Annotated in this window: 22 protein-coding genes and 1 riboswitch; of the genes, 12 read left to right on the plus strand and 10 right to left on the minus strand. The window is 45.3% G+C overall.

Going from position 1 to position 26,029, the window contains the following annotated elements:
- Nucleotides 1-28: 28 nt before the first annotated feature.
- Both GTQ48_RS16565 and GTQ48_RS16570 read left to right on the plus strand, forming a co-directional pair.
- A complete protein-coding gene (locus tag GTQ48_RS16565) occupies nucleotides 29-1,267 on the plus strand; it encodes a retropepsin-like aspartic protease family protein (RefSeq protein ID WP_163107656.1) in 1,239 nt (412 codons plus the stop codon).
- A 138-nt stretch (nucleotides 1,268-1,405) separates the two neighbouring features.
- Nucleotides 1,406-2,167 carry an META domain-containing protein gene (locus GTQ48_RS16570; protein WP_239060172.1) on the plus strand — a complete coding sequence of 254 codons (762 nt, stop codon included), beginning with the start codon at nucleotides 1,406-1,408 and terminating at the stop codon, nucleotides 2,165-2,167.
- A gap of 76 nt (nucleotides 2,168-2,243) precedes the next feature.
- Here GTQ48_RS16570 and GTQ48_RS16575 read toward each other — a convergent pair whose 3' ends face one another.
- Nucleotides 2,244-2,657, minus strand: a complete 414-nt coding sequence (locus GTQ48_RS16575; RefSeq protein WP_163107717.1) for an EAL domain-containing protein — start codon at nucleotides 2,655-2,657, stop codon at nucleotides 2,244-2,246.
- A 123-nt stretch (nucleotides 2,658-2,780) separates the two neighbouring features.
- Nucleotides 2,781-2,892, plus strand: a riboswitch (TPP riboswitch).
- A 222-nt stretch (nucleotides 2,893-3,114) separates the two neighbouring features.
- On the opposite strand from GTQ48_RS16575, the gene thiC reads away from it, so the two are divergent.
- Genes thiC through thiH form a run of 6 tightly spaced genes read left to right on the plus strand, consistent with a single transcriptional unit; the run spans nucleotide 3,115 to nucleotide 9,869 of the window.
- The gene (thiC, locus tag GTQ48_RS16580; protein ID WP_163107658.1) at nucleotides 3,115-5,082 is read left to right on the plus strand and encodes a phosphomethylpyrimidine synthase ThiC; all 1,968 of its coding nucleotides are present in this window, start codon (nucleotides 3,115-3,117) and stop codon (nucleotides 5,080-5,082) included.
- A gap of 3 nt (nucleotides 5,083-5,085) precedes the next feature.
- Entirely contained in the window at nucleotides 5,086-6,732 is a 1,647-nt protein-coding gene (gene thiE, locus GTQ48_RS16585; protein WP_163107659.1) for a thiamine phosphate synthase, read from the plus strand.
- Entirely contained in the window at nucleotides 6,722-7,600 is an 879-nt protein-coding gene (locus GTQ48_RS16590; RefSeq protein WP_239060167.1) for a HesA/MoeB/ThiF family protein, read from the plus strand. Before thiE ends, GTQ48_RS16590 begins: the two co-directional genes overlap by 11 nt.
- Nucleotides 7,597-7,968, plus strand: a complete 372-nt coding sequence (gene thiS / locus GTQ48_RS16595) for a sulfur carrier protein ThiS (RefSeq protein ID WP_163107661.1) — start codon at nucleotides 7,597-7,599, stop codon at nucleotides 7,966-7,968. The genes GTQ48_RS16590 and thiS overlap by 4 nt, the downstream gene beginning before the upstream one ends.
- Nucleotides 7,969-7,970: 2 nt before the next feature.
- A complete protein-coding gene (locus tag GTQ48_RS16600) occupies nucleotides 7,971-8,744 on the plus strand; it encodes a thiazole synthase (RefSeq protein ID WP_163107662.1) in 774 nt (257 codons plus the stop codon).
- Nucleotides 8,745-9,869, plus strand: a complete 1,125-nt coding sequence (gene thiH / locus GTQ48_RS16605; RefSeq protein WP_163107663.1) for a 2-iminoacetate synthase ThiH — start codon at nucleotides 8,745-8,747, stop codon at nucleotides 9,867-9,869.
- 259 nt (nucleotides 9,870-10,128) lie between these two features.
- On the opposite strand, the gene GTQ48_RS16610 is transcribed toward thiH, so the two are convergent.
- Together GTQ48_RS16610 and GTQ48_RS16615 are read right to left on the minus strand one after the other, a co-directional pair.
- On the minus strand, nucleotides 10,129-12,171 hold the full coding sequence (locus GTQ48_RS16610) for an NADPH-dependent 2,4-dienoyl-CoA reductase (protein WP_163107664.1): 2,043 nt from the start codon (nucleotides 12,169-12,171) through the stop codon (nucleotides 10,129-10,131).
- 54 nt (nucleotides 12,172-12,225) lie between these two features.
- The gene (locus GTQ48_RS16615; protein WP_163107718.1) at nucleotides 12,226-13,065 is read right to left on the minus strand and encodes a crotonase/enoyl-CoA hydratase family protein; all 840 of its coding nucleotides are present in this window, start codon (nucleotides 13,063-13,065) and stop codon (nucleotides 12,226-12,228) included.
- 366 nt (nucleotides 13,066-13,431) lie between these two features.
- On the opposite strand from GTQ48_RS16615, the gene GTQ48_RS16620 reads away from it, so the two are divergent.
- Nucleotides 13,432-14,055 (plus strand): TetR/AcrR family transcriptional regulator, encoded by a 624-nt coding sequence (locus GTQ48_RS16620; RefSeq protein ID WP_420837617.1) that lies wholly within the window; start codon nucleotides 13,432-13,434, stop codon nucleotides 14,053-14,055.
- A gap of 41 nt (nucleotides 14,056-14,096) precedes the next feature.
- On the opposite strand, the gene GTQ48_RS16625 is transcribed toward GTQ48_RS16620, so the two are convergent.
- Nucleotides 14,097-15,746, minus strand: coding sequence for a GMC family oxidoreductase (locus GTQ48_RS16625; RefSeq protein WP_163107666.1), 1,650 nt, complete (start codon nucleotides 15,744-15,746; stop codon nucleotides 14,097-14,099).
- A gap of 248 nt (nucleotides 15,747-15,994) precedes the next feature.
- On the opposite strand from GTQ48_RS16625, the gene GTQ48_RS16630 reads away from it, so the two are divergent.
- Nucleotides 15,995-16,747, plus strand: coding sequence for a DUF1439 domain-containing protein (locus GTQ48_RS16630; RefSeq protein ID WP_239060168.1), 753 nt, complete (start codon nucleotides 15,995-15,997; stop codon nucleotides 16,745-16,747).
- A 111-nt stretch (nucleotides 16,748-16,858) separates the two neighbouring features.
- On the opposite strand, the gene GTQ48_RS16635 is transcribed toward GTQ48_RS16630, so the two are convergent.
- The 3 genes from GTQ48_RS16635 to GTQ48_RS16645 are packed head-to-tail and all read right to left on the minus strand — an operon-like array spanning nucleotide 16,859 to nucleotide 20,199.
- Entirely contained in the window at nucleotides 16,859-18,298 is a 1,440-nt protein-coding gene (locus tag GTQ48_RS16635; protein ID WP_163107667.1) for a wax ester/triacylglycerol synthase domain-containing protein, read from the minus strand.
- Entirely contained in the window at nucleotides 18,298-18,975 is a 678-nt protein-coding gene (locus GTQ48_RS16640; RefSeq protein ID WP_163107668.1) for a TetR/AcrR family transcriptional regulator, read from the minus strand. Before GTQ48_RS16640 ends, GTQ48_RS16635 begins: the two co-directional genes overlap by 1 nt.
- Before the next feature lie 15 nt (nucleotides 18,976-18,990).
- Complete coding sequence (locus GTQ48_RS16645) at nucleotides 18,991-20,199, minus strand: DUF445 domain-containing protein (RefSeq protein WP_163107669.1); 1,209 nt, start codon at nucleotides 20,197-20,199, stop codon at nucleotides 18,991-18,993.
- Nucleotides 20,200-20,459: 260 nt separating this feature from the next.
- Here GTQ48_RS16645 and GTQ48_RS16650 point away from each other — a divergent pair, with 260 nt between their 5' ends.
- Complete coding sequence (locus GTQ48_RS16650; RefSeq protein WP_163107670.1) at nucleotides 20,460-21,929, plus strand: DUF3336 domain-containing protein; 1,470 nt, start codon at nucleotides 20,460-20,462, stop codon at nucleotides 21,927-21,929.
- Between the two features lie 59 nt (nucleotides 21,930-21,988).
- Nucleotides 21,989-23,422: a hypothetical protein gene (locus GTQ48_RS17950; RefSeq protein ID WP_163107671.1), complete on the plus strand. Its 1,434-nt coding sequence runs from the start codon at nucleotides 21,989-21,991 to the stop codon at nucleotides 23,420-23,422.
- Between the two features lie 173 nt (nucleotides 23,423-23,595).
- Here the strand turns inward: GTQ48_RS17950 and GTQ48_RS16660 are convergent, their stop codons facing one another.
- From GTQ48_RS16660 to fadR, 3 genes are all read right to left on the minus strand, one after another.
- Entirely contained in the window at nucleotides 23,596-24,405 is an 810-nt protein-coding gene (locus GTQ48_RS16660) for a hypothetical protein (RefSeq protein ID WP_163107672.1), read from the minus strand.
- A 125-nt stretch (nucleotides 24,406-24,530) separates the two neighbouring features.
- On the minus strand, nucleotides 24,531-24,890 hold the full coding sequence (locus tag GTQ48_RS16665; protein ID WP_163107673.1) for a phasin-related domain-containing protein: 360 nt from the start codon (nucleotides 24,888-24,890) through the stop codon (nucleotides 24,531-24,533).
- A gap of 200 nt (nucleotides 24,891-25,090) precedes the next feature.
- Nucleotides 25,091-25,801, minus strand: a complete 711-nt coding sequence (gene fadR, locus GTQ48_RS16670) for a fatty acid metabolism transcriptional regulator FadR (protein ID WP_163107674.1) — start codon at nucleotides 25,799-25,801, stop codon at nucleotides 25,091-25,093.
- Between the last annotated feature and the right edge of the window lie 228 nt (nucleotides 25,802-26,029).

Here is a 26,029-nt window from a genome sequence, read left to right on the forward strand (position 1 = left end):
TTGCACAATTTTCTATAGGCTGAGTTAAATGAACCGCATGCTTCTGATAACACTGTTGCTGGTGCTCACCGCTTCGCTACTGCTTAATGTTTATCTTTGGCAGCGCTTTTCAAACTCTCCGCAGTCGAATCCTCGCTCAAATCCCCACTCAAATCCCCACTCAAATAAGAACGCGTTAAATCAAAACCTTGCAGCGCAAAACGATGATGCTATCTCGCCTAACGGGTCGCGCTCTGAAGAGGCATATAAACGCAGTGGTAGCAATAGTATCGACGGTGCCAGAAACATAGATGATAGAAACATGGATGCTAGAAACACAAATGGCGCATCGATTAAAGGGATGCGCTCACTGTCAGAGCTCAATGCGTTACTACAAAGTGGTGATATGGCCGCACTGGCTGCGTCCCTCAACAGACAGCTGAAAATATCGCCGTTAAGTGAGCCCTTATTGCTGTTAGAGGCAGAGCTTATAAGACAAACCAAGCCGTTACCTACTGCACTACTTAACTATTATGATTTGGCAGATTTGCCCCTATCGAATACAGCGTTAGTTGAAATAAATGAAAAAATTCAAACCTTGTATCAGCAAGCTCAGCAGCAACTTAGCAGTAGTCATCAGTGGGAGCTGGTAGCAAAGCTTAACGAACCACTTTTTCAGCGCGTGCCAGATAACAAAACGTACACCCTTAACTTAGCAACTGCTTATGCCCATCAGTTAAAAGCTACCCTAATGGAAGATGTATTAGCAGCCCTTCCCTTTAACGACCGCGACGCGCAAGCTATTCGAAAGATAGCGTTTGAACAGCAGGTAGCAGCGACAGATTCTAACACCACAGACGAACCCCAGCTTCAAGACTCGCTTTTAGAGGACGATAATACCGTACGTGTAAAACTAGAACGCATTGGAAATTCATATCACGTTAATGCCCAAGCTCTTAATCAGAGCGCGTCTATGATCCTCGACACGGGCGCAAGCACGACGGCAATTTCGTCTAATTTGTATGCCCGTTTAGGCAAAATGCGAAATTTAACTTTTATTGGCATATTTACTATTCAAACGGCTTCTGGAAGTGTTGAAGCCCCCCTTGTACGAATTCCAGAATTTAGGTTTGCTGGGTACACGTTTAACAATGTCTCTGCCATTGTATTGCCTGAAGAAGCGTTGCCCGATGCAGATGGGCTTTTAGGTATGAATATTCTCGGTGAGTTTGATTTTTCGATATTGCCGCAAGAAGACGTGCTGGTCTTAGATAAGCGTAGTTTTTAGATAAGAGCAGTAAACTCGGGCTTATAGGATGTCTGTGAGCTTTTGCAGCGGACTTTGTGCTGTTTATCATCTGACCCAGATGTTGTGCTTTTTCTTGTCATTCCTTCTAAGCACCTTTATGAAAAAGGAAAATTCGTGATGTGTAAATTTTGGTTACTCGCTGTATTCGCACTCTGTTTTTCAGGTTGTGCTACTAACTTTAGCAGCTCGTCGCCTAAGCAAGAGGGATCTGCGCTAGAACTCGATGGAAACTGGCTTATTGAGAATATAAACGGCGCCGGCGTTATCGATAAAAGCCATCTAACGGCTATGATTTCGGGAAATACTATTTCTGGTCGTGCAGGCTGTAATAACTTTACTGGGCAGATTTCACGCACGATTGACAAGATTTCAATACGTAAGTTAGCACTAACAAGAAAGATGTGCTCCCCTGCGCTAATGGCACAAGAGCAGCGATTGATTGGTGCACTTGAAAGCGCAAATAAACTAGAAATAAGTAAAGACAAACCATGGGTATGGTTTTTATCAAAAAACCAGACTACATCCCTAAAGCTGGTTAAAATAAACGATGGCAACATTACCAAGCCAGCTGCTAGCAATAACACATTACGCGCTGTTGATTTAAACACAAAAAACAAACAGGACGATAAAAGCTCAGAACACCATGTTTTTCATTGCGCGACTCTAGGGCGTATCGAAATGCGCTTTTTAGGTCCAGAAACCATATTACTGACGCTGCCAGAAGAGTCTGTAATATTGCAACGAGACAGAAGTGCTTCAGGTGCCCGGTACAAAAGCGAGAGCAATAGTGAAAACGATAGTGAATCGTTCTCCTTTTGGAACAAAGGACATGAAGCCACGTTGTTGCTAAAAAACACAACGTACTCGTGCACGCATTAAGCGACTTTTAAGTGTGCGTCTGACAGGTTAACAGCAGCATATTGCGCAGTATTGATAATGTTGTTCATCAATACGTTTAAGTTTTGGGTAGCCAAGAGCGAATCTTTGCGGCAGAAAGAGGCTTGCTAAAATAGTACCCTTGGAAAAGCTCACACCCCATATTATAAAGCGTTTCAACCTGATGTTTCGTTTCTATACCTTCGGCAATAACACCTAGCTCCATAGATTTGCTTATCGCAATAATGGTTTTTACTAGCTCTCTGTCTTTTACATCGTCTAAGCCATCTACGAAAGATTTATCAATTTTCAATACATCAAGAGGCAGTGCACTTAAATATGATAATGATGAATATCCCGTGCCGAAGTCGTCGAGAGATACAGTAAAACCATGTCCTCGAAGAATGCTTAATTGTGCAATAGCACGCTCCTTCTCAATAAGCAGCCCAGACTCCGTTAATTCAATCTCAATTAAACTTGTTTCAATATCAATTACTTAAAAACAAAACCAAGACTTAACAGCTGGTGAGACCGACTGTATTTGCTGTTGCCCCCCTGAATATGAAAGATGACTAGGCTTGTAATTAGATACAGGGTGAATATATAGTAATAGCTCAATCACTTGTCGGAGTGCTTCACTGGAAATCCAGTAAGCTGAGACTGCGAAAGCGGGATCCGTAGAACCTGATCAGGCTAATACCTGCGAAGGGAACAAGAGAAAATGTTGGTTTTGTATACAACCATTTTGCATAAATCACTGTTTCTTAAATAAACATTTTATGTAAATTCGGTGCGTAAACAAACTCGGTACGTAAAATTACGGCTCTCAAAGGCTGTCGCCCAAGGCGATGACAATGAGTGCTAATTAATTGAACTTTCCTCGCCTTCATTTTCCTTTTCACTCCTGACAAGCATTTTATCTAACGCCAACTCAAGAAGGCCAAAATGCTATGTCGACACGACGCGAACAGCGCCAACAAGCGCAACAATTTATCAATGAATTAGCCGGTGAGGCTTACCCAAATTCTACTCGTCATTACGAAATAGGAAGTAGCAATGATATTAAAGTTGCTATGCGCCTTATCCACCAGCATGACAGTTTAATTGGCGGCACAGAAGAAAACCCACTTTTAGAACCTAACCCTCCTATTCCTGTTTATGATACCTCAGGGCCTTATGGTGACCCCCTTGAAAATATTGATGTGCACACCGGTTTACCAGCCCTTCGCACGCCATGGATAGAGAACCGCGCCGACACTCAAGAGCTCGCTGGCGTAACTTCGTCTTTCGCCAAAGAACGAGAAGCAGATTTATTTACTGAGGATTTTAGGTTTGTTCGCACTGCAAAGCCTAAAAAGGCAAAAACACAAAAAAATGTAACGCAACTGCACTATGCTCGCAGAGGCATTATTACCCCCGAGATGGAATACATCGCCATTCGGGAGAACATGGGCAGACAATCGATAAAGCAGGCAGAGCTATCTCAGCAACACGCTGGCGAGAGCTTTGGCGCTCACCTACCCAACGCAATTACCCCAGAGTTTGTTCGCCAAGAAGTGGCGGCGGGCCGGGCAATCATTCCCTGTAACATCAATCATCCCGAACTAGAGCCAATGATCATTGGCCGCAACTTCTTAGTGAAAATTAACGCCAATATTGGTAACTCAGCAGTGACTTCTTCTATTGAAGAAGAAGTCGAAAAGTTGGTGTGGTCTACCCGATGGGGCGCCGACACCATTATGGATTTATCCACGGGCCGAAACATTCATGAAACCCGTGAATGGCTGTTGAGAAACAGCCCGGTGCCGTTAGGTACTGTGCCCATTTACCAGGCACTCGAAAAAGTGAATGGCGTGGCCGAAGACCTAGATTGGGCTATTTTTAAAGACACACTTATTGAGCAAGCCGAGCAAGGTGTAGATTACTTCACTATTCATGCCGGGGTGTTGCTTGAATACGTGCCGCTTACGGCCAACCGCGTTACGGGCATTGTCTCTCGGGGTGGTTCAATTATGGCAAAGTGGTGTTTAAGCCATCATAAAGAAAGTTTTTTGTACGAACACTTTCGCGAAATTTGTGAAATTTGCGCTCAGTACGACGTGTCACTCTCTTTAGGCGATGGCCTTCGCCCTGGAAGCGTTGCCGATGCCAATGACAAAGCCCAATTTGCCGAACTTCATACCCTTGGTGAACTGACCAAAATTGCATGGGAATACGATGTTCAGGTAATGATTGAGGGCCCAGGTCATGTACCAATGCACATGATTAAAGCCAATATGGAAGAGCAGCTTACCCATTGCCATGAAGCGCCATTTTACACCCTTGGCCCCTTAACCACCGACATTGCTCCGGGGTACGATCACATTACTTCAGGCATAGGCGCAGCAATGATTGGCTGGTATGGCTGCGCAATGCTTTGCTATGTAACGCCTAAAGAACATTTAGGCTTACCCAACAAAGAAGACGTGAAGCAAGGGCTTATCACTTACAAGATAGCGGCCCACGCAGCCGATTTAGCAAAAGGCCACCCTGGAGCTCAAATTCGGGACAATGCCATGTCTAAAGCCCGCTTTGAATTTCGATGGGAAGATCAGTTTAACCTTGCCCTCGACCCTCACACCGCTCGTGCGTATCACGATGAAACCTTGCCCCAAGCATCGGGTAAAGTGGCTCACTTTTGTTCTATGTGCGGCCCTAAATTTTGCAGCATGAAAATATCTCAAGAAGTGCGGGAAGTTGCAAAAGAGCAAGCTAAGGAATCAGCAAAAGAGCAAGCCGAAGTGGCTGAACAAAAGACAATCAAACAAGAAGCACTGGAAGTACAACAAGAAAAAATGCAAGGGATGCAAGAGATGGCGAAAGCGTTTAATGAGAGCGGCGCCGAACTGTATCACAGTGCTGATAAAACAGTAGGTTAACTGATGAGTGAACCAGAAAAAGCCTGCTCGCCAATAGTATGGTGTGTGGGCGGCTCAGACTCTAGTGGCGGCGCGGGTATTACCCGCGACCTTGCTACGCTTGCCGACTTAGGTGTGCATGGCTGCGCCATTGTCACATTGGTTTCGGCGCAGTCACACTACGCTATGACTAGCAGTAAAGCTATGCAGCTATCGTTAATTAATGAGCAATGGCAAGTGTTAGCGGCTGAAGCATTACCTTTGTGTATAAAAATTGGCGCTATCGCAAACGATGCGCAGGCTAAAGTTCTGAGCACTCGAATTGAGATGCTAAGTGTCCCGCGCCCTTTGATTGTGTGGGACCCAGTATTGTTTAGCTCATCAAAAGGCGCCTTGAGTAACCTGAGTAAAGACGTCATAAAACAGCTGCTTCGTGTTGTAGATTTAGTCACGCCCAACACACATGAATTAGCAAGCCTGGCTGGTATTTTCATAGACAGTGAAATTGACAATGCATTTGAAACTAAAAGCGAAATTAAAAGCGAAGTTAAAAATAATCGCGACGTTCGACATGCAGCAAAGACGCTGATAAATAGCGGAGCGAAAAGCGTTTTAGTGAAAGGCGGTCACGCGCGATGGCAGCATAATGCCACCGATACTTACTTCACCGACAGTGAAGAAATTGCCTTTTCTCAACCGCGAGTTCACCACAGCGAACTACGGGGAACGGGATGCATGCAGGCCAGTGCCATCGCAGCGTTTGTGGCAAAAGGCTACAGCATTATCGATGCGCTCACCCTTGCCAATGCCTATGTGAAAAATGTTCGAGATGTCTCATCGTCATCCTATTCGCAAAGCTCGCTAACAGGTTCTCGACAAAGTGTGCCCCAAGTCCCGAGGTTGGCGGGTTTCCCCACAAATAGAGATGCATTTCCAACGGTAGCTTTTATAAAAAGCGGCGCTTTTAACAGTGTTGACGGGTGTAAAACTGAGAGCGATGTGTTTGATAAACATCATAATGAAAGGCGTGAAAAGCCGTTCTTGCCATTGTCACATACTAAGCGTGGTATTTATCCAGTGGTTGATAGTGCTGACTGGATAGAGAAGCTTTTACCAACAGGGGTAGAAACTATTCAACTGCGGATTAAAGAGGATATTAGCCCATGGGATAAAGCCCGTATTTCCAAGGAGATACAACGGGCAGTGGCACTGACGAAAAGCACATCATGTCAGCTTTTCATTAACGACCATTGGCAGCTAGCCATTGAGCATGGTGCGTATGGTGTCCACCTTGGTCAGGAAGACCTTTTTACCGCAGACATCGATGCAATAAGGAAAGCAGGCCTGCGCCTAGGCGTGTCTACCCATGGTTATGCTGAAATTCAGCGAGTAAAATCACTGGCGCCTTCTTATATTGCCTTAGGTCACATTTTTGCCACCAAAACGAAAGACATGCCATCACAACCGCAAGGCATTGACCGACTGAAGCACTATGTCGATTTGTGTGGCGGTATTCCTACAGTGGCGATTGGCGGCATTAACAAAAACCGCTGTAAAGCAGTAGCCGACACGGGAGCTACACACATTGCAGTAGTAACCGCAATTACCGAAGCGCCCTGCCCTCATGCCGCGTATCACACTCTTCAAAAGGAGGCTGGCTTTGTTGAATAGAGACGATATTCGGCGTTATAGCCGACAGCTGTTGTTAAACGAAATTGATGAAGAGGGCCAAGCGAACCTTCATCGCGCCCATGCGGTAGTAATAGGCCTTGGCGGATTAGGTACGCTGGCATCTCGATTTTTAGTGGGGGCTGGCCTTGGTAATATTACATTAATTGATGGCGACATTGTGGACGTAAGCAACTTACAGCGTCAGGTAACTTATAATGAAACTCACTTAGGTGACTTAAAAGCGAAGGCACTAGGCAACGAGCTGCATAAAGTCGATCCTAACATCAATATTAGAGCAAAAAGCGTGTTTGCTGAGAAGCGCAACCTTCAGAAGCTTATTGACGATGCTACCTGTGTGCTCGACTGCACCGACTCTGTTGCTATCAGACGAGACATTAACGCTGCCTGCGTTGCAGCTAAAAAACCGCTTTTTATTGCAGCAGCTAGCGGATTTTCTTGGCAAGCGATAAACTTACCCTGCCATTCCTTTCTTGCTTCGGCACATCAGTTAGCCCCCGGCTCTGGTTGTACTTGCGAGACTGATTATTCTAGCCAGACTGAGCATGCCGGCCAAGCTAATCAGCAATGCCAGACACAGAACGTTAGTCGCAACGTCGCTCCCCCCTGTGGTTGTTATAACTGCCTAGTGGCACAGCATAATGTAACCCAAGACTGCCAAAGCCAGGGCGTTTTAGGCCCTGTCGTGGGGATTGCTGCCTGCCATCAAGCAACACAGGCCCTACTTTTTTTAGCCAAAAGGCACTTGGCAAAAATTCAATGGGGGCGCTATATCGTAGGCAACGCAATTGATGCCAGCGTTCAATCCTTTCATTTACCTCCCTCACCAGATTGTAAGGTATGCCAATGAATTCTACTCATAATCAATCTAATAACATCCACACTGGCCTTGTCAAAAACGTCGCCAGCGCTGACAAGAATGACAGTGCTGTTACTAATTGCACTGATGTTGCCAATTGCACTAATGTTAGTGGTACCAGTAAAAAAAATGCTAAAAGCAACGCTGAAACGACAACAATCACTATCGTTTTAAACAACCAATCTCAAACCTGTGAAAGCCCCATTTCTGTTGGTGAAATAGTGCATGGTTATGCGACAAACGTTGAAGGTACTGCAGTTGCCTACAATCATTCTATTTTAAGTAAGTCTCAATGGTTCCTCACCCACCTTCAAGACGGAGACCACATCGATATATTTACCTTAGTGGCGGGAGGATAAGCATGTTTACACTCGCAAATCATGAGTTTTCTTCGAGGTTACTTACGGGCTCAGGCAAATTCAGTAATGCCAATACTATGCATGATGCGGTTTTCGCAGCTGGCAGCGACATGGTCACGCTTGCGATGAAGCGCGTAGCTTTTAGTGAAGGGGGCGCTACCAATGATGAAACGCTCACCCAGTTGCGAAAGCTTAGTGTTACCTTACTGCCAAATACATCGGGGGCGAAAACAGCCGAAGAAGCCGTTTTTGCCGCTGAGCTTGCCTTTGAAGCCATTGGCAGTCAATGGATAAAGCTGGAAATTCACCCTGATCAACGCTATTTGCTGCCCGACCCAATCGAAACATTAAAAGCGGCCGAGACATTAGTTAACAAAGGCTTTAAGGTGCTGCCTTATTGTGGTGCCGACCCTGTGCTATGTAAGCGGTTAGAAGAAGTTGGTTGCGCAGCAGTTATGCCACTAGGTGCGCCTATTGGCAGCAATCAAGGGCTACAAACAAAACCCTTCCTTCGCATTATTGTTGAGCAGGCAAAAGTGCCCGTTATTGTTGATGCCGGTATTGGCAAACCCAGCGATGCGATGGCGGCCATGGAAATGGGGGTAGATGCGGTATTAGTGAATACTGCCATAGCGACTGCTAAAAAACCTATCGCCATGGCAGCTGCTTTTAAGTGTGCGGTTGAAACTGGACGTAAGGCGTTTGAAGCGGGCTTAGGGGCTTCGCAAGAACACAGCATTGCTACCAGCCCGTTAACCTCGTTTTTGGAGTCGTAAATGGACGTAGCCCGACAATTATTGCAGCAAGATTTAGCTCATATCGCCTTATCCCTTAATGCTAAAACGGCAAAAGATGTAGAGTGCGCGCTCACTAAGGAAACTCTTAATATTGATGACTTTATGGCGCTTATCTCTCACGCCGCGCTGCCCTATGTAGAAGCCATGGCTGCGCTGTCGCAACAGCGCACTCGCCATCGATTTGGCAATACTATGAACTTGTTCGTTCCTTTGTATTTGTCTAACTTATGTGCCAATGAGTGCACGTACTGCGGCTTTACCATGAGCAATAAGATAAAGCGCACCACCCTGGATACCAATGAGATACGAAACGAAATAAATGCCATTAAGCATATGGGTTTCGACCACGTATTGCTGGTAACAGGTGAACACGAAACTAAGGTAGGTGTTCACTATTTTGAGCGTGTACTCAAGGCAATACGGCATAATGTGAGTTACCTTATGATGGAGGTGCAACCGCTAAAGCTTGATGATTATGCCAAGCTAAAAGCGCTGGGTTTAGACGCGGTATTGGTTTATCAAGAGACCTATTCGCCACAGCACTACGCTAAATATCACCAACGAGGCAAAAAGCAGGATTTTTTGTGGCGACTAGAAACCACCGATCGCCTTGGTAAAGCAGGCATAGACAAAATTGGTATTGGTGCGCTGCTTGGCTTAGGAGATTGGCGAGTAGACAGCGTAATGACAGCACTCCATGGCCAACTGCTACAGCAACACTATTGGCGAAGTCGTGTGTCAATTTCATTTCCTCGCCTTAGGCGCTGCGAAGGCGGTGCAAACCAGCTGCAGTACGCCCAACTTCCAGATGAAAAGCAGTTACTTCAGCTTATTTGCGCGCACCGATTATTTAACCCTCAAGCCGAACTATCGTTATCAACTCGGGAATCGGCAAGGTTTAGAGACGGCGCGCTTTCATTAGGTATAACCAGTATGTCAGCGGCATCCCAAACTCAGCCCGGAGGCTACAGCCAACCTACCGAAGCCCTTAGCCAATTTGATATTGATGATAATCGGCCTGTAGAACAAGTCGTTGATGCAATCACAAAGCAAGGACTGGACGCGGTGTACAAAGACTGGCTTGCATTTTCATCTACTGCTTAGTGGAGGATTAGCTTGTCAAAAACCGTCGCAAAGGCGGTTATGCGAGGTATTAGCGAAAGCTTTTTATAACGGCTGATTACGAGAACTGTTTGTAAAGGTAATTGGGAACGACATAGGTATCAGCCGCTTACATGGCAATAAAATGCCAGTAAAATGGCAATAAAAAAGGAGCCTTGGTTTAAGACTCCTTTTTCTATCTTGCGGGATTTAGGATATGAAGATTGTGCTGCACGCAGTTTCTGCGAAGCAGAGGTGAAAACTACACCTCAGCGCATACTCTTGTACCTTGGTCGATAGCGCGCTTTGCATCAAGTTCTAATGCTTCATCTGCACCGCCCACTAAGTGGTAAGACATTTTCAGCCCTTCAACAATATCACGCAATGGCTCTTGGCCTGCACAAATGATGACATTGTCTACTGGCAATACTTGGCAGTTACCGTCTACGGTAATGTGCAGCCCTTCATCATCAATTTTATCGTAAGTAACGCCTGGGATCATAGTAACCCCTTTTGCTAGCAAGCCTACTCGGTGTGCCCAACCAGTGGTTTTACCTAAGCCACGCCCCACTTTCGATGACTTGCGCTGTAGCAAGAATATTTCTCGAGGCGATGGCTCAGGCTGAGGTTTCATTCCTTCAATTCCCGCTCGCGCTGTCATTGTCATATCAATGCCCCACTCTTTCATAAACGCCGGAATGTCTAAGCTAGGGGTTTCTTTTCCGTGTGAGAGGTACTCTGCAGTATCAAAACCAATACCACCGGCGCCAATAATAGCCACTTTGTTACCTACCGGTTTCTTGTCTCTTAGTACATCAACGTAAGACATCACTTTGCTGTGCTCTATCCCCTCAATAGCTGGCATTCTTGGCTTGATACCTGTTGCCACTAGCACATCGTCAAACCCTTCATCGTTTAGGGTTGAGGCGTCAACGCGGGTATTGAGTTTCAAGGTAATGTTGTCGTGTAGCTCTATTTGACGAGCGAAGTAACGAAGGGTTTCATAAAACTCTTCTTTGCCAGGAATTTGCTTGGCAATATTGAACTGCCCACCAATTTCACTTGCGGCATCATAAATGACAACATCGTGGCCTCGTTGAGCTGATGTGACCGCAGCTGCGAGACCCGCAGGTCCAGCGCCTACGACCGCTACCCGCTTTTTGTTGTCAGCAGGTTTTACATTAAGCTCTAGTTCGTGACACGCACGGGGGTTTACCAAGCAGCTGGTCATTTTGCCGCTAAATACATGGTCTAGACAGGCTTGGTTACAGCCAATACAGGTATTAATTTCATCCGCTTTGTTTTGCTGAGCTTTGCGCACAAAATCGGGGTCTGCAAGAAACGGGCGCGCCATAGACACCATATCTGCATCGCCACGAGCAAGCACGGTTTCAGCCACATCGGGCGTGTTTATGCGGTTTGACGTAATAAGAGGAATAGACAACTGCTCGCGGAATTTCGCCGACACCCAAGTAAACGCCGCACGCGGCACTTTCGTGGCAATGGTTGGAATTCGCGCTTCGTGCCACCCAATACCCGTATTGATTATAGTCGCACCGGCTTTTTCTATTTCTTTACCTAGCTGCACAACTTCATCAAAAGTAGAGCCGCCTTCCACTAAATCCAGCATAGACAAACGGTAAATGATAATAAAACGCTCACCTACGGCTTCGCGAACCCGGCGAACGACCTCAATAGGCAATCGAATACGGTTTTCGTATTCACCGCCCCACTCATCATCGCGATGGTTAGTTCTGCGGGCAATAAACTGATTTAAAAAGTAGCCTTCAGAGCCCATTATCTCTACGCCGTCGTAGCCTGCGCGCTGGGCTTGAGTAGCGGTGGTAATAAAGTCGTTAATCTGCTTTTCAATTTCATCCGCTTCAAGGGCTTTAGGCTTATACGGATTAATGGGTGCCTGCACCGCTGAAGGCGCAACCAGTTTAGGACCATAGGCATAACGACCGGTATGCAGAATTTGCATACAAATTTTGCCACCAGCGATATGCACAGCATCGGTCACTTCTTTATGGTTTTTAATGGCTTCATCAGTATCAAGGCGAACCGTAGATGGGTGAGTTGAGCCCTCTTCATTTGGGCCGATGCCGCCGGTCACGATAAGTCCTACACCGCCACGAGCACGCTCACCGTAAAATGCAGCCATGCGTTTATGACCATCAGGAAGCTCTTCTAAGCCGGTATGCATTGAGCCCATGATCACGCGGTTCTTTAATTGGGTAAAGCCTAAATCGAGAGGACGAAATAAGTGAGGATATACAGTGTGGTCGGTAACGGTCTGGTTCATAGTCTATTCCTGAAATTAGAGTCGTAATTGTGTTGTTATCAGTGCCTGCTGAAACTACGATTTCATTTGTTTTACAGCGCCATGTAGGGGCGGAAATTCTGGTTGTTGCTGCGCTTTCTGTGATTCCATCGCAGTGAATACGTCTTCCATATGAAACATGCCAGCTTGCCATGTCGCCATATAATCTAAGCTTTCTGAAACACTGTGCTCGACAGCGTAGTTAATCATGGTTTTGGTGCCAGATACCGCCAGAGGTGAATTGGCAGCTATCTGCCCAGCCACTTTAGTAACAGCCTCAAGCATTGCGTCTTGGCTTTCGAAAACGTCATTCACGAAACCTAGCTGCTGCGCTTCTTGTGCACCAAAGTTTCGACCCGTATACGCGAGCTCTTTTACCATGCCAATGGGAATTAGCTTAGGCAGTCGCTGAAGGGTACCTACATCGGCAGTCATACCAAGCTGCGTTTCTTTAATGGAAAAGAAGGCATCGTTAGTGCAATAGCGCATATCACACGCACTCAATAAGTCTACCGCACCGCCAATGGCGCCGCCTTGCACAGCACCTATCACCGGCATACGGGCTTCTTCAATAGCGGTGAAGCTGTCTTGCAGCATTTTTACTGTGCGTCGCATGCGCTCTGCACGACGAGACGGATCGCCTTTAAAATCTTCCTTCATGTTCAAGAACACCGCTAAGTCCATACCGGCAGAAAAGTGCTTGCCTGTTGACGACACTATAATCACCCGCGCTTTGGCCTCGTCATCGATGGCACGAACGGCCGCGGGGAACTCGGTCCAAAACGCCGGGTTCATGCTGTTCATCGCTTCTGGACGATTAAGTACAACATGTGCAATCAGCCCTTCGTATTTAACTTCTAGCGTAGAGTATTTCATGGTTTGCGGTGTCTCCATGGTGAAAATCCTATTAACATTTTTGCAAACTAGACAGCGTCAAGATAAAAGGCTATGTTGACGGTGTCAAGATAAAGTAGCCTTTTTAGAAAACTATCGAGTAAAATGGCGAATGCCGCGAGGCGGTTCCTATCTCTGTATAAGTGATCACGAGATATTCAATATCACGAAAGAGTAAAAGCCCGCAGGCAGCAAAAACCGAATACACATTAAATAGAGAGTGCAAATAGAGGGTGCGTAGAGAATGAGACTACAGCGATGAGTGCAGTAAACGTGACGGACACGAGGGAGGAAGAGGCAGTGGTTACTTCAGCAACAGATGCAGCGGTAAATACAATTTCAAATGCAGTGTCAAATTCAGTATCAAATACGGCCCAGTCCTACCATCACGGTGACCTTCGAACTGCCCTTTTAAACGCGGCGGCAAAGCGCTTATCCGAACATGGGGTAGATAGTTTGTCTTTACGCAAGCTTGCAGAAGATGCAGGCGTGTCTCGTACTGCGCCCTATCATCATTTTAAAGATAAAAGCGCACTGCTTAGCGCTATTGCCGCAAAGGGCTTTAGCGATTGGCACTCAACAGCAAAACGCATATTCGAACAAGAAGATAAAACACCCAGTGCACGCTTTAGAGAGTTCGTTTGTGAATATGTAGGCTATGCGGCAGCTAACCCTGAAATGTATGAGCTTATGTTTGGCCGAACCATTTGGCAGAACAACGCGGCCACTGGCGACTTAAAAGACGTGGCCTTTCCCTGCTTCCAGTTTCAGGTAACGATGACTAAGTTTTGGCAACACAAAGGACTGTTGCCGGACAATCAAGACGCACTGCGACTAGCACAAGTGACTTGGGGCACCCTTCATGGCATTGCACGCCTATTAATAGATGGTATTTATGCAGACAGCAGCCACATTCAAGAAATGTGTGACTGCGCCGCAGATTTATTTATGCAGGCGTCGAACAAAGCCTAAAGCGCTGGGGCGCTTTATTACACCGAACCCTATAGCTAATCCTACGCCGACGCAGTTTGAATGGGTATTGGCTGCCCTTCATGCGAGGCCTTGATAAAATCAGCCGCTCGCTCTGCAATCATAACCGTAGGTGCGTTAGTGTTACCGCCAATAAGACTTGGCATAACCGACGCATCGACTACCCGTAAACCATCGATTCCTCTTACTCTCAACTGTGAATCTACCACCGCCAGCTCATCGGATTCGCTACCCATTTTACAGGTCCCTATTGGGTGATAGATAGTTTCAGCACGCTCTCTCAAAAACTCCAAAATTTCTTCGTCAGTTTGTGCCTCAACACCAGGATACAGCTCACTTCCCTTAAACTTTTCAAAATTGGGAGCTGCAAGTAATTTTCTGGCCATTCTTACCCCATCAATCATTACCTGCTGATCTTCCACCGCACTGAGGTAGTTCGGATCGATAAGCGCATGGTCTGCGGGGTGATTGCTTTGTAGCGATACCGTACCGCGACTTTTAGGATATAGGCAGCATACGTGCAGTCCGTAACCATAACCGAATGCAACCTGCCTGCCGTGATCGTTAAGAATAGCGGGTAAAAAGTGAAGCTGAATATCAGGGTGTTCTCCTGCAATTGACGAGCGTAAAAAACCACCTGCTTCGGCAATGTTGGAAGAAAAAATTCCATCGCGCTTAAGGGCGTATTCTGCCGTTGCTTTAACGTACTTAGGCAGTGCACCTGCGGCAACTGCATAGCCTTCTCGGGCCTCACAGGTAAACTGCACAATTGCATCGAGATGGTCCTGCAGATTTTGTCCCACACCAGGTAAATCTTGGTGAACGTGAATGCCTTTCTCTTCCAACTCAAGGCGAGGGCCAATGCCTGAGAGCATTAGCAACTGGGGTGAATTAATTGCACCGCCGCACAAGATCACCTCACTTTTGGCAAAATACGTGGCCACAGAGCCCTTTTCTCTTACCTGCACCCCCACCGCGAGTTTATCTTTTAACACAACTTTTTCAGCAGCCACCTTGGTAAGCACAGTGAGGTTATTACGGTGCTTTGCTTGTGATAAATAGCCTTTCGCCGTAGAGCAACGTTGCCCGTTAACCTGAGTAACGTGGTAATAACCTATACCCTCACGCTGGTCGCGATTAAAGTCATCGATTTGCTGATAGCCGCCATAGGAGGCTGCGCTAACAAAAGCATCGGAGAGCACGCTAGTATGACGAAGCTTACTCACATTAAGTGGGCCACCTGTGCCATGGAACTCATCAGCCCCTTCTTCAAAGTTTTCAGCACGTTTGAAGTAAGGCAATACGTCGTCAAACGACCACCCCACCGCGCCTTCCTCAAACGCCCAGCGATCGTAATCTTCGGCTTGGCCACGTATATAGCACATAGCATTAACCGAGCTGCTGCCGCCTAGGGTTTTTCCCCGCGGCCAGAAGAGTTCTCGGTCGTACATCTCTTTTTGCGGTGCAGTATGATATCCCCAACCAATGCCCTCGAAACGACTTAACAAGGAAATGCCAAAGGGAATGTGGATCATAGGGTTGGTGTCTTTTGCGCCCGCTTCGATAAGTAAAATATCAAGGGCCGGATTTTCAGACAATCGAGTCGCTAACACCGCTCCCGCAGAGCCTCCTCCTACGATGATGTAGTCGTACTTACCTTGTATTTCACTCATAGTCACTGCTCCAAAAACGGGATGGGTAAAACGCTACGCGTCTATCTTTGTATTCCGCACTGCTCTATTTTTTAATGCTCTATTTATTAACGGCCTAGTTGTTAACGCTCTAATTGTTAACAAATGGTTGTGGTAAGACCAGATTAGCAAATTAGCCGTGCTTCGGGAAAGTTTTATGTTGTAACTTTCACAAAACATAATAGTCTTGAAGTGTTCTCAGTTTTAATACAAGGGTCTACACCGTCGCTATGCCTCTCTCTTCGCCGTCTATCGACAGTCAACCATCGCGCATGCCGCTTAAAGATAGGTGTAAGCTACTCATTGCTAGACTGCTTATCAAACTCGGTAGACTGCGCTTTGATGACTTCACAAAAGAGGAACTTCACGAGTTAATAGCTGACCTATTCCCCCACCGTTTTTCACTTAATATTCCTATCGGTACTGGCTCACTCAACGTTCAGGAGGGCGAAATAGCCTTCGATAATGAAAATAATAAACTAGTGCTTCAGAGTCTTGCCACTATTAATATCGACGTGGCTAATAACACGCTTTATCGAGCGCACCTTGTGGTTGTATCAAGCGCAACGCCCCAATACGATGAGATAAGCAAAACCGTATTACTCACCCACATCAATATCGACACCATCACACTGGTCAATGATAATTACGCGCTGATACAAGACTCTCGCTATCTGTTAAATAAATTCTTCCCGCAGGGCATTAATAATTTAGTGACATCGTCACTGCGTTCGGCAATGTCTTTGTTTACCGTTGGTACGTCAGATGTGGCTGCTGAATATTTAAAGCTTTATTTATCAGGCTCGAAACAAGCGGTATTGGACTATCACAAACCGCAAATTAACCAGGCCATTCAAAGTGAGCTTAATACCGCTAACCTGAGTCATACCATGCGCGAGTCGCATTGGCGCGAGGCCCTGTTTGCACGGGTTGGCAGAAGTGTGCGCGTAGAAGACGACCGACTTCGCTTTTATCTCGTCTAGCTGAGCGCTTGATTGACATAACCCTAGCCCTCAATCGACATAGCCCTAGTGCGAAAGCAACATAGCCCTAGTGCTCACCCGACGTAGCTAAAATGCTAAGCCAAGAAAGCCCTAATGTTCAGTCACTATAGAAAGCGGCACTTTATCGATGTGTTCACCAATATCGTCAATGTTTAACCTAGGGTCGTCCACACTTGCCTCCAGCATATCAAAGGCTTCTTTCACATAAAGAGCGAGTGGCTGCAAGGACTCTACGTTTTTATTGCAACACACAAGACCTACGTTGGCGGTGTCGGCATAGGTCATAAAAGTAATGTTCACCCCGCCCCCCGGTGTCATTGTTGATATGGGGTAACAGGCAAGTAACTTGGCATCTTTTAAATATCGCGTTTCTTTAGGACCCGGCACATTGGAAATAAGTATATTGGCAATGGGCTTTACCACGTTTGATAAGCGCAGCCACTCAAAAACCAATGCCATCGATTGAATAACAATTGTGTAGCCACTAAACGCAGCCGGACGGGCGTGCTGAGCCGCGTGCTTCACTATGCGATGATTAACGACTATCTGTCTTAACCTAAGGTAAGGATCGTTTTCGCCGTGAGCGAGCTTAACTGGAACAATCGCAATTTTATTACCAGTAGTTTTTTCACCCGGTTTGCGAAGGTTTATGGGCATATTGGTGTACAGCGCCTTTTTAAACACCTGGCCGTGCTCTTTAAGCAGTTTGTGAACACCAATATCAAATGCACACAACAACACTTCGTTTGCAGTAGATCGGGTGCGCCGCGCTAATGCTTTTACCCGTTTAAAATCTAAATCGACAGTTGCCACTGCCCTTCCCGCTTTTACCTGCCCGGTAAGCATGGTTTTGGTACCGGTGAATGGCACCGGCATATAGTGCGGGTTCACTCTAAGCAGCTTCATAAAGATTCGGATGAAAATAACCAGCAAATCAAATACGGTTTTAAGAGCATATCCCACGCCAACTAAACGTTTCACTAAACTGATCGGATCCCGCTTTTTATTTTTAAGCCGCTTCGTTGCCCAAATGGGCGTAAATTTGCCATCGGTAGAGTGTGAGACATAGCCCGCTTGGAACCAGCGAACTAACGTGGTGCCATCGCCATACATGTGATGCACACGCGCATAAATGGCAAAGGTGTCGCTAATCTCATCAAAAATAAAATGGTATTGCCAAAGGGGCTTGTCAGGGTCTAAACGGGAGGCGTGAAGACGGGCGACAAAGGCGTCGAGGGCTTCTCTGTTTTGCACATTTGCTACCCGGTGAATTTGCACATGGTAATCCATGTGCAGCTTTTTGACCGGCCTAAAACCGATGGGGTATCCAAGAAAGGTTTTCACTGCACAACTAAATGGCGATGTGGCCCGAGTGTAGCTTTTTATCTCATTAAACAGTGTCGGTACGTAGTTTTTTTTATCGGCGTTTTTAGGTAGCGCAAGTAGTTGTAAACACGCTACGTGCTTTGGGTTTTCATCCGATTCCGTTATCCAGAACGATTTGTCTAAGAAACTAAGGGTTTTTGACATTATTTATCCCCGTTAACGGCGTAAAGTGGTGATTCGCTTTTTATATTATTGGCAAACTCGTGGGAATTGAGTATGGCCACCAGCTTTGCCTTTTCTTCTTCATTCATAGCAAGTCGCGGAAGAATACTCACCATCATGAGTGATAAGGCATGAAAGCGTTGAGTCTCGTCATCCATGTGACTATTTAATTCATCAAACTGGCAAGACTGGGTAATGATGAGAAGAATAAGTTCGACCAACAAAACGCGATCGGCGTCGGTAGCAATTAGCACCTTCTGCTTGACTAACGATTCGAATAGAAATGTGATTTGACGTTTAAGATTGGCCAAAATATGCTGCCGACGCTTCACTATCTGTGGGTATTTCTCTGCCAAGTCAGCGGGGCTTTTATATAAAAAATGAAATACGTGAATGCTATCGACAAGCAAATACAGGTAGTACATTATGTCTTCTGCACGTAAGGTATCGAGCTTGTCTCGGGTCAGTAATGCCTGCATTTGCTGTTCGTGCATTTTCATCAGCGCCACCACGATGCTTTCTTTACCCTTAAAGTGATAGTAAAGGTTGCCAGGACTTATATCGAGTTCGATAGCAATATCGACACTCGTGACAGAGTTTTCTCCGTGCTCATTAAACATCGCCAAGGCAGTAAGCAAGATACGCTGTGCTGTTTTCATTGCGCTAAACGCTCCCTACATAAACACCAAATAAAGCTGCATAAAGCCAGCGGCCATACCTAGCAACGCGCCGGTTAATATCAATTTCCACTCATCTTGTTGGTACGCTGGACGCAGCACGCCCTCGAATTCTTCTGCACTTAGCGCCTGCATTCTTAAGCTCAAGTCTTGGCCTATTTGCATGGCGCCATTGGCGTAATCGTAGGCATAAAGCAGGTATTTTTCCGAGTTATCAAAAATTTGCTGCACTGCTAACGCTTTCATTTTGTGATAGTTCTCTGACCCTACCCCAAGCGCAAAATAAGGCTGTGCAATGGCCACGTAGCGCTCGATAGCGTCGTTAACATGTAGCTCAATAAGCTCGAGTAGCTGCGCCGACCCAGAGCCGTGTAAAATGATATTGGTGATATTTTTAGGCGTAATCAGCTTCTCTTCTATAATCGACGAGTACACCTCAGACACTTCTTTTTGACGCTTTAAGAACATGCCTTGAACCACAAAGGGACCGATTTTTCGGGGCCGCTTGGGCTCAAAGATAATTTTAATGGCTATCCAATTTGTGGCATACCCCACTAGCAAGCCGCCTAAAGGTAAAATCCACCACGCTTGGTAGAAGTACCACAACAGCATAGTGGGTAATCCAAAGATAAAACCAAAATACAGCCCTGAACGCACGATAAAGGGAAACTCTTTACTGCCTGCTGTAAGAAAAATTTCGTTGATCAGCTCTGGTGAATTAACCAGTTGCTCAACAACGAGCTCTTTAATATCGAGAATTTCGGACACATTGTGCTGAAAATCATCCATCATTTTATGCACAACATTCGGAATGTCGTTTTCAATGCGCTGGTAAACTAAATTCTTTCCTTGAACCGGCAGTGCTGCCCACATTTGAGGAGCTGACTCGGCCATAACATCATTAACCACTTTGCGAATAACTTGGCTAAGTCTGCGTTCAATAGCTTTGGTGAGTTCATCGGGATCGAGCCGTTGAGCAAGCTCCTCAACGCTCAGTAACTTACCTAAAACAAGCTCTACTTCTATTTCAGCCATTTGCCGACGTTTAGCCGGAATGAGACCCTGCCAGCCCAAAAAAGGCTTAATGCCCACAAACTCGATGGGGTAAAACATCATCTTAACTGCAAGATAATTTGTCGCCCAACCAACTACTGCACTTATCAGTGGTATTGATAGCAAGCTAAGGGTTTGAATATTCCAGTCCATACAGCGAACAAACGTTCCAATTTATTATTCTACTACTCAGGCTACTGAGTGCTTATGATTTGGTCAACGTAAAAAATGTAATTAGACGTAATTGTTGATAGAAAACAAATTTTCACAACCAATACCTACGCGATGTTACTAAATAACGCTGAATGTCGCTAAATAACGGGATTTATACCCAACCTTAGGTAGTGAATTCTAATTTTGATATCTACTATGATTTTAGGCGTTTTGTGCTTGGAATAAATAAGGTGGTTGCCATGACAGCATTCGATTTACCGTTAAAAAAGCTTGAACGTGATATAAAACACGCAAGTAACTACGATGAATATGAGGCTGCTTGTCTGGCTTATGATGCCTTATCTGGCGCTGACGACTGGAAGGCAAAGGATGAGAGTGAAGACTACGACTACAAACTTATTCAAAAACGGGTGCAACGCCTTCAAATTGCAAGAGGTCGAGGCGATATCCATGCCCTGATGTCCATACTGCATGAGGGACTGCATGGAAACTTGGGCAATATTGCTAATCCAGCCTTACAAACTCACTGCAAAATAGGCACCAAAAAGCTCATTGAACAATTTATCGATGAGGTTTCCTTAACGCTTGAGCAGATTGTGAATGCAAATGAAGACGACGTGGACTTTTATGAAAAGCTCTCGTTTTTTGAAGAAACTGCCCACGCTTTCGGCCGCAGTTGCCTTATGCTGTCTGGCGGTGCAGGCCTTGGCTTCTTTCACGCAGGCGTTGTAAAGTCGTTAAATCAAAGACGACTGTTACCCACCGTTATATCTGGTGCCTCTGCAGGTTCCATTATTGGCGCTATGCTAGCTACCCGAACCCACGATGAGCTTGAAGAATCCTTAGATTCACAACGAATTTACGAAATGTTTAAGCACTGGCGTACTTTTGCTGGTCTTAGCAAAGACAGTCTTTTTGATAGCTCCATGCTGGAAAATGCACTTATTGAGTTATTCGACTTAACGACGTTTGAAGAAGCCTTCAGAAAAACAGGTCGACACGTTACCATTACGGTATCGCCTGCCGATTTGCATCAGCACTCTCGCTTACTGAATGCAAAAACATCGCCCAATGCTATTATCAGCCAAGCGGTAAGAGCATCTTGCGCTGTGCCTATCGTATTTAGTCCCGTGCAGCTAAAAGCGAAGACGCCATCGGGCGACATTGTGCCCTACATTCCCAACCGACGGTTTGCAGATGGATCGTTAATGGCCGATTTACCGTTTAAACGATTGGCTCGGCTTTATGGTGTTAATCACAGCATTGTGAGCCAAACGAACCCGCTAGCAGTACCCTTTATCTCTTCCAGAAGAATTGATGCACATTCTCTGTGGGACATGACAACTCGTCACATTGGCCAGTTGGCGAAATCAAACAGCGTTTTCGCTATTGATATGATTGAAAAAATGGTGGGCAATAAAAGTGCTAAACTTGCTATTCACAAAGTAAGGTCGATAATTGATCAGCAATATGTCGGCGATATTAATATTTTGCCGAAGCGTCAATTGAGCAATATTTCAAAGGTATTGGCTAATCCAACGCTAGAAAGCATGGATGAATTGATGACTAGCGGAGAGCAAGCGTCTTGGCCGCAACTCCATGTAATAGAAAGAAATACCAAAATAAGTGAGAAACTGCGTTATCATTTAGCGCAGTTAAAAAAACGAGAAGCGGTGGAGCTTCGACATCTTGCGCATCACACGCCATAACGCGAGTTCGTTATGGCAACGTGTCGTTGGCTGATGCGAGAACAATTTAAAGGATCACGGTGAGTTCACAAAGCCAAAACCCCGACAATATTTACACGCAACAAGTCAAACAATTGCTTTCTTTAGTTTATCCCAAGGAGACCGGGTTCGGCTCTATCTTTGAGGATGCGCGGCACTACTTCACGCTAACCACAACATTAGAACAGCACACCAACGATTTAAAAGAGCAGCTACTCAAAATAAAAGATAATAAAGACAAAGAGGTGCTTGCTAGTCAACTCGCTAAACAGATTAAAAACAATAACGAGAAGCTTGAAGAAGAAAGGCTAGCCCGCCTTGAACGACTTGAAGCCGTTTGTACTAAAGTGATTAAGCTATGTGAGGGTGAAACATGGGCTGAAACTCAGCAATTAAGCGCCAAGTTTCTAGGAACATTAATGCTGCTTACTCGCGGCGCCGATGGTAACTTCGCAAAAGTACATCAACGCTACAAGCCTATATACAAAGCCGTTCTTACATTAAGGCTGGCTGATCGCTTGTTAGACCACGACACGATAGCCCACTCTTATTTATCTAAATACCGCGAAGCTATTTCCCGCTTTCGAAACGATCAGTATTGGAAAGACAAGTGGAAAACTGAATTGGGAATGCCGCTTATCGCCGCAGCCCTACTTCAAGATATTGGCTTGCAAAGCCCTGCAGCACTTACCATTTTAAAAGGTAAAGATGGCGATTTAGACGAGTTTAGATTGCTTGATGAAGAGCAGCGCAAAAACTTACTGAAGATAAACTATCACTTTACTATGAAGTATTTATCTGACGGTTTAGGCATTCCGAAATACACCGGCAATATAAGAGAAGAAAGAGACCGCTTTATCAAAGCCCATACAGAGGCGTCCGAGTTTCTTCAACAACTGGTAAAAGACGCGTTCTTATCAAAAACAGGGCTGGGAGAGTTGGTCAAAATACCACAAATTTATGTGTCTATTGTGCTATCTACCAAGGCAGATTATACCCGCCTCGATTTGCCGAAAGGCTACTTACTTATAGAGCAGCTGGCAAAAAAAGGTAGTTTGAACAAACATTTATCACAAGACTTTATGAGCCTAGTCGGGTATTTCCCACAAGGCTTTGGTGTTGCCTTTATTCCGAAAAATGAAAAAGGCGAGGAAAAAAACCAGTTTGAATACGCGATAGTAACGGGTCTAAATCCAGCTAAACCTGCCGAGCCAATTTGCAAAGTAGTCACGCGAAATCAGAACTTTGTGACAAGCGGCGCTCAAGAAGTGATAGAAAAGAGTAGAAACCTGTACTTCCCTGCTAATAGAAAAAAACTGATGCGGTTGGGAGAAGCAAGACTCAGTGAAATAATGAGTCAGTTATCGAGTAACTTCTCGCAAAAATCATTAGATGATTTAGTGCCTAGCTTTTGGGAGCCCCACGACTTTTTTGGCTTTAAAAAGCACCAAAACATTTGGGCAAAAAATACGTAAGCTCATATCTTATGAATAATGTTGAGATTAGTGGCTTCATACTTTTGCCAAGTGACTAGATATAAAAATGTAGGCAATAAAAAAGCAAACCGGAAGGTTTGCTTTTTTATTTGGTTAACCGGCTCGTTTAAGCTAGTGAAAACTGACTTGCTTGAGCTAATTTAAAAACTCGCTCAGCCGTTTTTCTTTTCAGTGTTGCTCGGTGAAACGGTTGCGCTCGCAGCTTTGGCAGGAGTCGCAGCCTCTGCTTTTGTTGCAGATTTAGACGCAGTCGTTTTTGCTTCAGTTTTAGACGCAGTCGCCTTGGCTGATGGTTTAGTCGCAGTGGCTTTCGCTGCAGTTTTAGACGCAGTCGCTTTCGTTGCAGTTTTAGACGCAGTGGCTTTTACGGTAGCCGACGCAGCAGTTTTCCCTTGGCTTGCTTTTGAAGCTGCTGTTTTAGTTGTCGAGGCTGCTGTTTTGGTTGTCGAGGCTTTAGTCGCTGCTTTTGCAGGTGCTGTTTTTACAGGAGCTCGTTTGGGCGCCTCTTTTTTCTCAGCCTGCTTTACCGCTTCTTTAGCCGCTAACAGTGCTACTTGCTCTACTAACGCATCTACCTTAGCGGAAAGCTCATCTATTTGCTGCGCTTTACGCTGCTGCTTTTGCCCGCCAGATAACACTGAATAGACAGATGTCGATTTTACTAAATTCTGAGCAGCATCAAAAAATACAAACGGGCTAAATGAGCGTCTTAAATCAGCTTCAACTTCAATGCCTTTTGACTGCATCTCTTGCAAGGTTTCGCTGGTTTTATCAATTTGCTTGCTCACTAAGCCTGCCACTTGATCCAACTCAGCAGAAAGCATGTCTGCGCCAGCGTAAAACCAACCAAAAATAGGCGAAGACTTTAATGATGTCGTGATAGAGCCTTGCGATGTAGCCGGAGCTTTCACTTCAGCGCTAACCACAACAGTCTTTTTCGGCTCTGTAGAATTATTACTCATGGTGCCTCCTTGATGAAGGAGATAAAGATGGTGTAGTCATTATCCGAATTCGGTCTTTCCCACTACACCACCTATCTTTTAACGTATGGTTGCTGCGCTAATGTTTAAAAGCAGCACGTTGGGTATTACTTGTTTGCAGCTAACTTAGCAACCGCTTCAGTTAACGCATCAATTTTTGCAGATAGCTCGTCAATACGTTGATCTGCTGGCTCTGCATCTAAACCCAGCTTTTTACGAACATCAGCAACGCGGTGTTCAACATCATTTGTTGTTGATTTAAACTTACTGCGTGCATCGCCTTCTAGAGTTTCGCCTTTTGACACAAGCTCATCAAACATTTTGTTTGCTTCTTCACTTAGCTTGTCATATCGACCTTGAGCTTCATCAACGCTTTTTCCATAAGCGCCAAGACCTGCTAACCAAATTTTACGCGCCATTTCTTCAGCGTCATTAATTTTGCTTTTGATAGTATCTTTAGTAGTCATTTTGAGCTCCTATGAGTGCCTAATTGGGGTGTGACTAAACACCATGATTAAACTCTACGCTTTACAATTAGAAACCGCATACTAAAAACAAAAAAAAAAAACGCCCTTCGGTGAAAATACTCTAATTTGGCAGGTTTTCCCTGCACTGAGTAATTTTTAACGAAAGGCGTTTTTATCAACAAAAGCTTGAAACGAAATAACTAGTCTACGAGATCTTTTGGCATGTCGTTTCGAATTTCTTGCCACATCTTTCCGCTTTCTATGCCGTAGTTTCTTACTACATTTGGCACACGGTCATGGTCGCCACTTTGGGCAACTTCAAGCAAATCTGCATAGTACTTCATGGCGATGTCGCGGGCGTCTTGGTGAGCAAAGAAATATCCACCAATACGTGAATACAGACCGCGAAATCCATTCATCATTAGCACGAATACATTATTGTTAGATGCAAGGGCTAAGTCGTGAGTCATTTGATAATCGAACTGGGCAAAGGCAAGACCTTCTTGCTCTACGTCTTTATATCGAGCAATAATATCGGCCGACGCTTGCGCGTTGTGACGAATAGCACCTCTAATAAATACTGCACTTAAGTTTGTGCGTGCTGCTAGCAGATTATCAACTAACTCAGGAATGCCTTCTTGATCGAGTCGAGCAAGGGTTTCTAGAATGTTTAAACCGCACGTTTCCCAAAAGTTGTTCACTTTTGTTGGTTTGCCGTGCTGAATAGTTAACCATCCATCTCTAGCGAGTCGTTGAAGCACTTCTCGTAACGTAGTTCGGGTAACACCTATTAGCTCAGATAACTCTCTTTCTGCAGGTAAAATAGTACCTGGTGGAAAGCGGCCGCTCCAAATTGATTCCACAATGTATTCTTCGGCGAATCCAGCGGGACTCTGCGCCTTATATATCATAACTAATCGCCTGCACGTTTACATAAGATCATAAAATTTAACAACTGATTGTACCAGATGGTTGCACATTTACACAACGAAATATACGCCAGCTGTGGGACCTAGACGCTATTACCTTCAGTTTTGTTCCCGTGACAAAGCGATAAACTGATTTTTTGTTCACAAAATACTCACATTCGACAGACTTTCGAATAAGCTGTCATTCCATGATGAAAAATTCGACAAGTT

It is taken from the genome of Alteromonas genovensis (genome assembly GCF_010500895.1).
GTDB classification, from domain to species: domain Bacteria; phylum Pseudomonadota; class Gammaproteobacteria; order Enterobacterales; family Alteromonadaceae; genus Alteromonas; species Alteromonas genovensis.